This window comes from Thioalkalivibrio sp. ALE10 (assembly GCF_000381385.1).
GTDB lineage: Bacteria > Pseudomonadota > Gammaproteobacteria > Ectothiorhodospirales > Ectothiorhodospiraceae > Thioalkalivibrio.
On the sequence record NZ_KB906451.1, the window covers coordinates 199182 to 211416 of the forward strand.

The 12235-nt window shown below is 69.9% G+C and carries 11 protein-coding genes; 7 read left to right on the plus strand and 4 right to left on the minus strand.

What is annotated here, in order from left to right; all coding sequences use genetic code 11:
* Positions 1 to 68: 68 nt before the first annotated feature.
* Entirely contained in the window at positions 69 to 1274 is a 1206-nt protein-coding gene (locus tag F788_RS0105345) for a hypothetical protein (RefSeq protein ID WP_019589503.1), read from the minus strand.
* 176 nt (positions 1275 to 1450) lie between these two features.
* On the opposite strand from F788_RS0105345, the gene mutS reads away from it, so the two are divergent.
* Both mutS and fdxA read left to right on the plus strand, forming a co-directional pair.
* Entirely contained in the window at positions 1451 to 4105 is a 2655-nt protein-coding gene (gene mutS, locus F788_RS0105350) for a DNA mismatch repair protein MutS (protein WP_019589504.1), read from the plus strand.
* 117 nt (positions 4106 to 4222) lie between these two features.
* Positions 4223 to 4546 (plus strand): ferredoxin FdxA, encoded by a 324-nt coding sequence (gene fdxA / locus F788_RS0105355; RefSeq protein WP_018870469.1) that lies wholly within the window; start codon positions 4223 to 4225, stop codon positions 4544 to 4546.
* Positions 4547 to 4576: 30 nt separating this feature from the next.
* Here fdxA and F788_RS0105360 read toward each other — a convergent pair whose 3' ends face one another.
* From F788_RS0105360 to F788_RS0105370, 3 genes are all read right to left on the minus strand, one after another.
* Positions 4577 to 4930, minus strand: a complete 354-nt coding sequence (locus F788_RS0105360; protein ID WP_019569908.1) for a DUF4870 domain-containing protein — start codon at positions 4928 to 4930, stop codon at positions 4577 to 4579.
* Positions 4931 to 4998: 68 nt separating this feature from the next.
* A complete protein-coding gene (locus F788_RS0105365) occupies positions 4999 to 5892 on the minus strand; it encodes a DMT family transporter (protein WP_019589505.1) in 894 nt (297 codons plus the stop codon).
* A 1-nt stretch (position 5893) separates the two neighbouring features.
* Positions 5894 to 6397: a hypothetical protein gene (locus F788_RS0105370; protein ID WP_018870472.1), complete on the minus strand. Its 504-nt coding sequence runs from the start codon at positions 6395 to 6397 to the stop codon at positions 5894 to 5896.
* 166 nt (positions 6398 to 6563) lie between these two features.
* Here F788_RS0105370 and F788_RS0105375 point away from each other — a divergent pair, with 166 nt between their 5' ends.
* The 5 genes from F788_RS0105375 (at position 6564) to F788_RS0105395 (ending at position 12233) form a co-directional block, all read left to right on the plus strand.
* Positions 6564 to 7487, plus strand: a complete 924-nt coding sequence (locus tag F788_RS0105375; protein WP_019589506.1) for a UbiA prenyltransferase family protein — start codon at positions 6564 to 6566, stop codon at positions 7485 to 7487.
* Positions 7484 to 8461: a lysylphosphatidylglycerol synthase transmembrane domain-containing protein gene (locus F788_RS0105380; RefSeq protein ID WP_019589507.1), complete on the plus strand. Its 978-nt coding sequence runs from the start codon at positions 7484 to 7486 to the stop codon at positions 8459 to 8461. The genes F788_RS0105375 and F788_RS0105380 overlap by 4 nt, the downstream gene beginning before the upstream one ends.
* A 177-nt stretch (positions 8462 to 8638) precedes the next feature.
* Positions 8639 to 9934: an FAD-binding oxidoreductase gene (locus tag F788_RS0105385; RefSeq protein WP_019589508.1), complete on the plus strand. Its 1296-nt coding sequence runs from the start codon at positions 8639 to 8641 to the stop codon at positions 9932 to 9934.
* Entirely contained in the window at positions 9931 to 10692 is a 762-nt protein-coding gene (locus F788_RS0105390) for an SDR family oxidoreductase (protein ID WP_019589509.1), read from the plus strand. Before F788_RS0105385 ends, F788_RS0105390 begins: the two co-directional genes overlap by 4 nt.
* Positions 10689 to 12233: a glycosyltransferase family 39 protein gene (locus F788_RS0105395; RefSeq protein ID WP_019589510.1), complete on the plus strand. Its 1545-nt coding sequence runs from the start codon at positions 10689 to 10691 to the stop codon at positions 12231 to 12233. The genes F788_RS0105390 and F788_RS0105395 overlap by 4 nt, the downstream gene beginning before the upstream one ends.
* Positions 12234 to 12235 lie beyond the last annotated feature (2 nt).

Consider the following 12235-nt stretch of genomic DNA (forward strand, 5'->3'; position numbering starts at 1 on the left):
CGGACAAAAAAAGGCGGCGCCCGGGAACCCCCGGACACCGCCCGTCAGGCACCGATCGGGCGGCGCGATCACGCCTGCTGCGAGGCGCCCTCGGTCGCCGGTTCCGCCCGCAGCAGCTTGCGGTTCAGCCGGAACAGCGTGGCGATCGTCACCACCTGCAGGTAGACCACCGGCGCCAGCAGGGCGAAATACGCCACGCTGAACGGCTCGACGACCCCGTTGGACACCAGTCCCAGATTGATGAAGAACCAGGAGAAGACCACCAGGGCCACCCCCGGGCAGATCAGCGCGTAGCTGACCGGGCTCTTCTTCTCGCCGTGGATGTAGTCACGGAAGTAGCCCAGCTTCTTCATCACCACATAGCCGATCAGGCCGAACACCAGCTGAGCGCCCAGCACCAGCGAGGTGAACACGAACAGCATCGCCTCGTTCAGTGGCGCCCCAAAGCCGTGGTGCAGCCCCATCTGATGACGGATGAAGGCAATGCCCAGCAGGGTCAGGATCGGGATCGCGATCCACAGGCTCGGGCTGGCCGCCTCCGCGATGCCGTAGCGCAGCGTCGACTTGAAGCCCAGCACGAACATCACCAGCCCCAGCACCAGGGCCAGCGCGGCAAACGTCAGCGAGAAGAAGATCCCCGCGGCGTTGATCGCCAGGTTCTCGCTCATCGCGCCCGGCGCCGCCAGCCCCACGGCGATCATCGCGAACGCGAACACCGCCAGCAGCTGGCTCAGGTTGTTGTTGCCGGTGAAATCGAAATCCCCCTCGGTGAACAGCCGTGCCAGGAAGCGCGAATAGATCACCAGCGCGAAGGCGCCAACCGCCAGGAAGGCCAGCATGGCCAGCGGGAACAGGTACTCGACCACGTTCCACAGCCCCGGCACGAACACCGCGCCGACGATGAAGCCGGCGTTGATGGTCATGGCCAGGGTCAGCGGGATCGCCATCAGGGCCACTTCCTGGTTGGAACGGCGCAGCCGGGTGAAGGCCTCGGTCCGGCGAAACTGCCGGTATTCGCGGATGTTCCACACCAGCAGGCGCAGATGCAGCGCCACGAAGAACAGGATGCCGGCCATGGCCGCACCCACCAGCACGGCGATCAGCGGGCCCTCGCCCGCCATCAGCGCCATCATGGCCTCGTATGTGGGGATCGGGGTGTCATAGGGCGTCATGAACATCAGGAACATGAAAAACGTAACGGCCGTGCCACCGGCCCCCAGTGCGCCCAGGAAATACATCGGGCTGTATTCTTCCCCGAGGTTCTTCCGAATCATGCGGGCTCTCCTTTCCTGTTATTTAGTGTTTCCTAATATAAGAACTCTCTAATTCTTGAGCAAGGGAAGTCCCGCGGCCCCCGGACATTCCGGCGATTGCGTCACATAACCCCCCGCACCCCCCGCCGGACCCGTTACAATCCGGCCACCGACGCCCCGAACAGCAGGAACGGCCAGTGAGCGACGCGGACGCCCTGTCAAAACATACCCCCATGATGCAGCAATACCTGCGGATCAAGGCGGAGTACCCGCAGACCCTGCTGCTCTACCGCATGGGGGACTTCTACGAGCTGTTCTACGACGACGCCGAGCGCGCCGCCGGGCTGCTGGACATCACCCTCACCCGCCGCGGCGAGTCGGCCGGCGAGCCGATCCCCATGGCCGGGATCCCGGTGCACACCCTGGAGAGCTACCTCGCGCGGCTGCTGAAGCTGGGCGAGAGCGCGGCGATCTGCGAGCAGACCGGACAGGTGGGCGAGAACAAGGGCCCGGTACAGCGCGAGGTCGTGCGCATCGTGACCCCGGGCACGGTCACCGAGGACGCCCTGCTGGAGGCCCGCCAGGTCAATCGCATGGTCGCCGTGTGTCCGGCCGCCAGCGCCGCCGTGCGTGGCCGCAACGAAGGCTACGGCATCGCCAGCCTGGAGTTCGCCAGCGGCCGTTTCCGGGTGCTGGAGGTCGCCGACGCGACCGAACTGGAGGCCGAACTGGCGCGTCTCGACCCGGTGGAATGCCTGGTCCCCGACCCGGCCCCGGCGATCCCCGGGATCGAGGCCTGGGCCCCGCGGCATCATGCCGACTGGCATTTCGACGCGATCTCCGCGCAGCGCACCCTGACCCGCCATTTCGGCACCACCGACCTGGCCGGCTTCGGCTGCGACGACCTGGTGCTGGGCCTGGCCGCCGCGGGCGCGCTGCTGGCCTACGTGCAGGCACAGCATCGCGGCAACCTTGCCCATATCACCGGGCTCGGGCGCGAACACCGCGGCCAGATGCTGATGCTGGACCCGGCGACCCGGCGCAACCTGGAGCTGACCCGCACCCTGAGCGGGGAACGCCGCGGCTCGCTGTTCGACCTGCTGGACACCAGCCGCACCCCCATGGGCGCCCGGCTGCTGTCGCAGTGGCTGCACCAGCCGCTGGCCGACCGGGCCCTGCTGCGGGAACGCCAGCAGGGCATCGCCACGCTGCTGGACCACGCGGCCGAACAAGGCCTGCGCGAGGCCCTGACCGGCATGGCCGACGTCGAACGCATCGTCTCGCGTATCAGCCTGGGCTCCGCACGGCCGCGCGATCTGGTCGCGCTGCAGGCGGCGCTGGAACGCCTGCCCGGCCTGCACGCGGCCCTGGAGCCCGCCGCAGACGAGGCCGACACCCTCGCCGCCCTGCGCGACGAACTCGCGCCGGAGACGGAACTGAGCGAAACCCTGGCCCGCGCGCTGGTCGACGAGCCGCCGATCCGGGTCACCGACGGCGGCCTGATCCGTCCCGGCTTCGACCCCGAACTCGACCGCCTGCGCGATCTGGAACACAACGCCGACGGCTTCCTGCGAGACCTGGAGGCGCGCGAACGCGAGGCCACCGGCATCGCCACGCTCAAGGTCGCCTACAACCGGGTGCACGGCTACTACATCGAGGTGGGCCGCTCGCGATCGGAGGAGCTGCCCGGGCGCTTCATGCGCCGCCAGACCCTGAAGAACGCCGAGCGCTACACCACCGAGGAACTCAAGCGCTTCGAGGACGAGATCCTGTCCGCACGGGAACAGGCCCTGGCGCGCGAACGCCAGCTGTTCGACGACCTGCTCGCCGGCCTGCAGGGGCACGCCGACCGCCTGCGGGCGATCGCCGACGCGGTGGCCCGGCTGGACGTGCTGGCCACCCTCGCCGAACGCGCCCGACGGCTCGACTGGAGCCGCCCCGAACTGGTGCCCGAGACCGGCGTCCACATCGAGCAGGGTCGCCACCCGGTGGTGGAGGCCAGCCTGGACACCCCGTTCGTGGCCAACGACACCCGACTGGATCCCGAGAGCCGCCGGCTGCTGGTCATCACCGGGCCCAATATGGGGGGCAAGTCCACCTACATGCGCCAGACCGCGCTGATCGTGCTGCTGGCCTGCATGGGCAGTTTCGTGCCCGCGGACGTGGCCCGCATCGGGCCGGTGGACCGCATCTTCACCCGCATCGGCGCCTCCGACGACCTGACCTCCGGGCGCTCGACCTTCATGGTGGAGATGACCGAGGCCGCCAGCATCCTGCACAACGCCGGCGAGCGCAGCCTGGTGCTGATGGACGAGATCGGGCGCGGCACCTCCACCTTCGACGGCCTGGCGCTGGCGCTGGCCTGTGCCGAACGCCTGGCGCGGGAGAACCGCGCGCTGACCCTGTTCGCCACGCACTACTTCGAGCTGACCGCGCTGGCCGAACGCGAACCGGCGGTGGCCAACATCCACACCGACGCGGTGGAACACGGCCACGACATCGTGTTCCTGCATCAGGTCCGCGAGGGGCCGGCCAACCAGAGCTACGGGCTGCAGGTGGCCTCGCTGGCGGGAGTACCCGCCGACGTGCTGCAGCGCGCCCGCACCCATCTGGCCGATCTGGAAAGCCGTGCCCGGGACAGCGACTCGCCCCAGCTGGGGCTGTTCCCGCCGGAGCCGCCCGCACCCGCGGCGCCGGAAGAACCCGCCCCGCGGGCACCCGAAGTACCCGAGCCGGCGCGGGACGTCGCGCGGGCCCTGGCGGAACTCGATCCGGACGGCCTGACCCCGCGCGAGGCGCTGGACGCGCTCTACCGGCTCAAGGACACGCTGGAACGGGGGGTGGCGGAATAACAGCCGCAGCAGCCGGGATTCCCGGCCGCTCGGGAGGAGCGGTTACAATACGCCGAACGGACCGAGCGGCGGCACACAGGAGCCGTGGCGTCGCAACACGACCAATGGAGAAGCGCAATGGCTTTCATCGTTCTGGAGAACTGCATCCGGTGCAAGTACACCGATTGCGTCGAAGTCTGCCCGGTGGACTGCTTCCACGAGGGGCCCAACTTCCTCACCATCGACCCCGACGAATGCATCGACTGCACCCTGTGCGAGCCGGAGTGCCCGGCCGAGGCGATCGTCCCCGAGGATGACGTGCCCGAGGATCAGGTGCACATGATCGAGCTCAATGCCGAACTGGCGCGCACCTGGCCGGTGATCACCGCGCGCAAGGACCCGCCGGAAGACGCGGAAGAGTGGGACGGCGTCGAGGGCAAGCTGCAGTACCTGGAGCGCTGAGACCCCGCCCGGAGCCCCGCACTACGGGGCTTACCAGAGCCAGGTGGCCGGGTCCTCGATGGCCCGGTCGTCGCTGTTGCGGATCACGCCCTTGATGCACCGCACCAGCACCCACACCAGGAACAGCAGCCCGATGATCAGGCCGATCCCGATCGCCGCGGTCAGGGTCGCCAGCACGGCCATCAGCAGACCGATCCAGAAAGTCCGGATCTGATACTGCAGGTGGGTCTCGCTGATCGCATCCGCATCGCTGCGCTTCACGTGCGCCATGATCACCCCGACCAGGGCCGTGATGGCGATGAAGAAGCCGACGAAATACAGCACGTAGATGATCGTCACGAACGTGCGGTCGGTGCGGGGTTCATTCGCCAGTTCCGTTTCCATGCCTCTCTCCTTCTACGATTGCTGCATTCGCGCGCGAGCGCGCTCCTACGGGTCATGGTCCTCCCGGCTCACCCGGCCCCGCCCAGCACGATCAGCACGATCCCGACCAGCGCAAAGCCGAACCCGGCCAGCTGCAGGCGGCTCATGCGCTCGGCCTGAAAGAACCGCGCCAGCAGTGCGGTGGGCGCCGGCGACAGGGCCCCGGCCACCGCGATCACCGACAACAGCCCGATGCGCACGGCCACCACGAAGGCCAGGGTAGCGAGCCCCTGCAGCAGGCCCGCCAGCGCGACCAGCACCAGCGTGCTGCGGGCCATGTGTCGCTCGGGGCGATGCAGCAGCATCACGCCCAGCAGCACCAGCCCGCCCACGCCGCCGGCCATGACCACCGGCCACAGGGCCGACCCTTCGCTGGCCTCGTCAAGGAACACGAACACCAGGCCGAAGGCGACCCCGGCAAGCACGCCGTCGAACACCCCCAGCAGCGGATGCGGCCCGCGGTGACCGTGGCCATCCGCCCCCCGCACCGGCGCGTCCGGGTCACGCGGACTGGCCTCCCGGGCCCCGCCCGACACCAGCGCGATCGCCACCACGATGGCCACGATCCCGGCCAGCGACAACCATCCCGGGCGTTCGCCAAGAGCCAGCCCCGCCGCCAGCGGCACCAGCGCCGAGAGTACCCCGGTCACCGCCGCGACCAGCCCCATGTAGCCTTCGGCCAGTCCGCGGTAATAGGCCAGCAGGCCCAGCGCCATCGCCACGCCGGAGCCGCCGCCCCACAACAGGGCCGCTTCCCCGGGCAACCCCGCCACCAGCAATGCCAGCACCAGCAACGGCGCGGTGACCAGCAGCTGCGAATAGCAGGCCACCACCAGCGCCGAAACCCGCCGCGAGGCCAGGCCGCCGAGAAAATCCCCCGCGCCGTACCCCAGCGCGGTCAGCAGGCCCAGCAGGAAGGCCATGTCAGTCGCCGGCGCCCTCCAGCATCTGCCGCAGGGCGGCCTCGCTGGCGGCCGCGCCGGTGCCGGTCACCGTTCCCTCGCCATCCAGGAACACCACGCTCACGTGATCGCGCTGATGCGGCATGAAGCCCATGTCATCGGGTCCCTCGGTCACACCGGTGCGATAGGGACGCTCCTGCATACGCGGCATGACCACGTTCTCGAGCACGAACGGCGGCATGCCGTGGGTATCGGCCACGTAGCGGATGCCGGCCTCCTCGATCGCCTCGGGCCCCATGTCCCCGAGGACATCATTGGTGATGTCGGCCGGGGCCATCTCCACGGTCATCAGCACCACGCGCGCATCGCCGGGCAGCTCCAGCGGCTCCCCGTGCTGGTCGTTGAGGGTGACGTCGGGGAAGGCGTCGCCCTCGGACAGGTCGGCGGCCGCCGGCGCGGCGGCCAGCAGCAGGCCCAGGCCGGCGGACAGGACGACGGTTTTCTTCAGGACGGACAGTGCTTGCATGACAGACTCCCGGTGACAGCGGATTGATCGAAGAAACGTCCCGGATGGTAACCGATCGCACCCGCGCACACTGCGAAACCGGGCACGTGCCCATCTTCGCGGGTGCACCGGCCGGCGCATTTGCCTACACTGCCAGCCCGTTCCGCCGGCCTTTCCGCACGCACCGATGCTCCAGCCGATTTTCAAACTGCTGCGCCCGCACCAGTACATCAAGAACGGGTTCGTGTTCCTCGGGCCGGTGTTCGCGCATGCCTGGGAAGGCGAGACCCTGCTGGCGGCCACGCTCGCGTTCCTCGCCTTCTGTGCGATGGCGAGCGCGGTGTACGTGCTCAACGACATCCTCGACGTCGAAGCCGACCGCCGGCACCCGACCAAATGCCGCCGCCCGCTGGCCAGCGGGGCCATCGGCATCCCGGCCGCGCGGATCATCCTGAGCGTGCTGGTGGTGCTGGCGCTGGCTCTGGGCCTGCTGGTCAGCGCCTGGGTCACCGGGCTGCTGGCGGGCTATCTGGTGCTGAACATCGCCTATTCGCTGGCGCTCAAGCATGTCGTGATCCTGGATGTGTTCAGCATCGCCGGCGGCTTCATGCTGCGCATCCTGGCCGGAACCCTGGGGCTGGGCATCGAACCTTCGCAGTGGCTGCTGCTGTGCGGCCTGATGCTGACCCTGTTCCTGGGCTTCGCCAAGCGCCGCTCGGAACTGGCGGAAACCGCCGTGACCGCCGGCCCGGCGCCCGCGGACCCCGCCCCCGAATCCCGGGACGACAGCCGGGGCGACACTCGGGGCGACACCCGGCGCGTGCTGGACGACTATTCCACCGCGCTGCTGGACCAGTTCATCGCGATCAGCGCGGCCTGCACGGTGATCGCCTACGGGCTCTACACCGTCAGCCCGGAGGTCATCGCCCTGCACGGCACCGATGAGCTGATCTACACCCTGCCGTTCGTGATCTACGGGATCTTCCGCTACCTGTACCTGCTGCATTTTCGCGGGCGCGGCGGCGACACCTCGCGCGACCTGTTCACCGATGCCCATCTGCTGGTGACGGTGGTGGCCTGGCTGGGTGTGACCCTCGCGGTGCTGTCGTGAGCGGGAACCCGGTCCTGACCGGCTGGCGCCTCCGCGGGCTGATCCTGTCGGTGATCGTTGCCGCCGCGGCGTATCTGGGCATCGCCATCTGGGCCGGTGCGGAAGAGGTCTGGCACGCGCTGGTGCAGGTCGGCCCGTTCGGCCTGCTGCTGGCCCTGTCGCTGTCGCTGGTCAACTACAGCCTGCGGTTCGCCCGCTGGCAGCTGTATCTGCGGGCGCTGGCCCATCGTGTCGCCGCACCCGCCAGCCTGCATATCTACCTGGCCGGCTTTGCCCTGACCACCACCCCGGGCAAGGCCGGCGAGGCCCTGCGCGGCGTACTGCTCAAGCGCCGGGGTGTCCCCTATCCGGACAGCTTCGCTGCGTTCGTCAGCGAACGGCTGTCGGATCTGGTGGCGGTCGTGCTGCTGTCGCTGCTGGGGCTCACGCTGGTGACTCAAGGGACCTCGCTGATCCTGGCCGGCGTGGCGGCCGTCGCCGCGGGCCTGCTGGTGCTGTCGCAACGGCGACCGCTGGAGGCCCTGCAACGCCATGCGGACCGCCCCGGCCGGCGGCTGTGGCGCGGCCTGCATCACGCCGCCACCATCCTGCTGCAGGCGCGGCGCTGCCACACCCCAAACCTGCTCGCCGGCGCCACCGTCCTGAGCGTGGTGGCCTGGAGCGCCGAGGCGCTGGCATTCTGGTGGATCCTCAACGCGATGGGCTTCGAGGCCGGATTCGCGTTTGCCGCCTTCGTGTTCGCCCTCGCCATGCTGGCCGGCGCCCTGAGCTTCCTGCCCGGCGGGCTGGGCGGCACCGAGGCGGTGATGATCGGCCTGCTCCTGCTGCACGACATGCCGGCGGCGGATGCGGTGGCCGCGACCACGCTGATCCGCCTGACCACCCTGTGGTTCGCGGTGCTGCTGGGCCTGATCGCGCTGAGCACCAATCCCGAAGCCCGTGGCCGCGAACTCCCGGACGAGCACCATGCGTAGGCGTTCCATGCCCGACCCGCACAACAACACGTCACCTGTCACCCCGTCATTGCGAGCGCAGCGAAGCAATCTCGCGACCCAGCCGCACGCTCCGAACCCCGGGCGGCCCTCGGCGATTGCCACGGCCCCTGCGGGGCCTCGCAATGACCAGGACGGAAAGGGCACCGGGGGTCCGGGATGACGACCAGCGGCTGGAACCGCATCCCGCGGGTGGAACACGCCGCGCACAGCGCGCCGGCGTTCCGCCCGGACCGGCTGCCGGACGGGCCGCTGCTGGCCCACGGCATGGGACGTTCCTACGGCGACTGCTGCCTCAACGCCGGCGGCCATCTGCTGCACACCCGCGGGCTGGACCGCTTCGTCGAGTTCGACACCGACACTGGAGTAATCACCGCCGAGGCCGGGGTCACCCTGGACGAACTGCTGGAACTGAGCGTGCCGCGCGGCTGGTTCCCGCCGGTGGTCCCGGGGACCCGCTTCGTGACCCTGGGCGGCGCGGTGGCCAACGACGTGCACGGCAAGAACCATCACGTCGCCGGCAGCTTCGGTGCGCACGTAAAGCGCCTGACCCTGCACCGCAGCGATGCCGGCCGCGTCGAGGTCAGCCCCGAGCACAATCCGCGCTGGTTCGCCGCCACCATCGGCGGGCTGGGTCTGACCGGGTTGATCGAGACCGTGACCCTGCAGCTCGTGCCGGTGTCCTCGGCCTGGATGTCGGTGTGGTCGGCACGCTTCCACAGTCTGGACGATTTCTGGGCCCTGGATGCCCGCGCGCGCCGCGAATGGCCCTACACCGTCGCCTGGATCGACTGCCTGGCGGACGGGAACCGCCAGCCCGCCGGACGCGGGATCTATTCCGCCGGGCGCCACGCGATCGCCCCGCCCCCGCGCGCCCGCTTCCGCGAACCCCGGCGGCGGGTGCCGGTGGACCCGCCGTTCTCGCTGGTCAACGGCCCCGGCCTGCGCGCGTTCAACGAGCTGTATTTCCGCCAGCCGCTGCGCCGCAGCCCGCATACGGCGCATCATCGCGGCTGGCTGTTCCCGCTGGACGGGATCCGCGACTGGAACCGCATCTACGGCCGCCGGGGCTTCTACCAGTACCAGTGCGTGCTCCCCGAACGCACCGCGCGCGACGCCGTCGCCGAGCTGCTGCGCCAGATCGCACGCAGCGGCCAGGGCTCGTTCCTCGCCGTGCTCAAGACCTTCGGCCGCCAGCCGCCGGCCGGGATGCTGTCGTTCCCGCGCCCGGGCACCACCCTGGCGCTGGATTTCCCCGATCGCGGGGCGGCGACCCATGCGCTGTTCGAGCGCCTCGACCGTGTGGTGCGCGAGGCGCACGGGGCGCTCTACCCGGCCAAGGACGCGCGCATGTCCGGCGCGATGTTCCGCGCCGGGTTTCCCGAATGGATCGAGTTCGCTAAGTTGACCGACCCTCAATTCTCCTCCAGCTTCTGGCGCCGGGTGACCGCATGAATCCGCTCAACCACGTCGTGATCTTCGGCGCGACCTCCGCCATCGCCACCGCCGTCGCCCGTCGCCTGGCCGCCGATGGCGCGCACCTGTTCTGCGTGGCGCGCAATGCCGAACGGCTGGAAAGCCTGCTGGCCGACCTGCGGGTGCGCGGCGACGACCCGGCGGGCGAGCGCATCCGCGGCCTGGCCGCCGATCCCGCCGACCCGGCCACCCACGATAACGCCTGGACCGCCGCCCGCGAGCACCTGGGCACGGTGGATGCCGCACTGCTGGCCTGGGGCAGCCTGCCCGATCCCGCCACCTGCCACGACTCGGTGGAGGCCACCCAGGAGGCACTGCGGATCAACGGCACCAGCGCCGTCGCCCTGCTCACCCGCATCGCCCCCGACTTCGAGGCGCAGGGCCATGGCGTGATCGGCGCCATCGGCTCGGTCGCCGGCGACCGCGGCCGCCAGAGCAACTACGTCTACGGCACCGCCAAGGGCATGCTGGCCACCTTTCTTCAGGGCCTGCGCCACCGCCTCGCGCCGGCCGGCGTCGATGTGGTCACCCTCAAGCCGGGCTTCGTGACCACCCCGATGACCGAGGGCTTCGACCGCTCGGGACCGCTGTGGGTCTCGCCCGACACCGTGGCCCGCGGCATCCTGCGCGCGCTGCGCCGGGGCCGCGCGGTGGCCTATCTGCCGTGGTTCTGGCGGGTGATCATGACCATCATCCGCGCCATCCCCGACCCGCTGTTCCGGCATCTGCGGCTGTGAGCCTGCCCGCCGACGCCCCCTGGCCCGCCCGCCACTACCCGGCGGTACTGCTCGCGGTGATCGCGCTGAAGGCGCTGATCGCCACGCTGCTGCCGATCACCGGCGACGAGGCCTATTTCCTGATCTGGGCCGCCCACCCGGATCTCGGCTACTACGACCACCCGCCGATGATCGGCTGGTGGCTGAGCGCGGTCACCGCAGTGTCCGAACACCCGCTGGTGATCCGCATCCCCGGCATCCTGGTGTCCGTGGCCCCGGCGCTGCTGATCCTCGCCCTGTGGCACCGGCACGACCCGGTGCGGGCGCGCCTGGTCTCGCTGCTGGCACTGTTCATGCCGCTGCTGTTCATCGCCGTGCTGGTGGCCACCGACACCCCGCTGATCCTGTTCGGCCTGCTGGCCACCGGCCTGGTGTGGTACGCGCTGCGGGAACCGCGCCCGGGCGTGGCGGCGCTGGCCTTCTTCCTCGGCGGGGTCGCGCTGGGGCTGGCGTTCCTGTCGAAATACTTCGCCGTGCTGCTGGGCGTGGCCATCGGCCTGCACATCGTGCTGTTCGCCCGCGAGCACTGGCGCGGCCTGCTGCTGATCATCCTCGGCGTGCTGCCGGCGGTGGCCCTCAACCTGTACTGGAACTGGGACAACTGCTGGTACAACGTGATGTTCAACGTGGTGAACCGCCACGGCGGGGACGGCTTCGACCCCGGCGGCACCCTGACCTATGCCGCCCTGCTGGTGTACCTGTTCACGCCCTGGCTGCTGTGGTTCCTCGCACGCCAGCGCCGGGCCGTGGTGCAGGGGGTGCGCGAACACCGCCTGGGGGTGTTCGTCTCCGCCGGGCTGATCCCGCTGGGCCTGTTCGCCCTGCTCTCGCCGTTCGCCGGGATCGGGCTGCACTGGCTGGCAGTGTTCGCCCCGCTGCTGCTGGTGCCCGCGCTGTTCCTCACCACCCGCGCCCTGCGGATCTCGGTCTGGCTCTCCGGCCTGCTGGCCCTGCTGCACGCGCTGTTGCTGCTGGCCATCGCCACCCTGCCGGTGGACTGGCTGCGCGGCCACGGCGACCACGCCAGTGCGGTGTTCTACCTCGCGCCCGAGGAGGTCGCCGCGCTGACCGAGCCCTACGCCGACGCGGACCGGTCCGAGGAAGACTGGCATTTCTTCACCCGCAGCTACTCGCGCTCGGCCTTGCTGAGCCATTACTCCGGGCATTACTTCGGGGTCTTCGGCGAAGGCTCGCACTACGGCCGCCAGGACGACCTGATCACCGATTTCCGTGCCCTCGACGGCGAGAACTTCGTGTTCATCCCGCGCCGTGGCGAGATCGACCGCGAAGAACTGGCACCGTTCTTCGACCGCGTCGAGATCCGCACCGGCGAGGCCAGCGGCATCCCCTGGCAGGTCGCCGAAGGCCACGGCTTCGACTACGCCGCCTACCACGAGGACGTCCTGCGCCCGGTCCGCGAACGCTACTACGACATCCCCGCCTGGCTCCCCGAAGGCCGCTGCGCCTTCCGCGAGCGCTACGCAACTTCCGCGAACCACTAGCT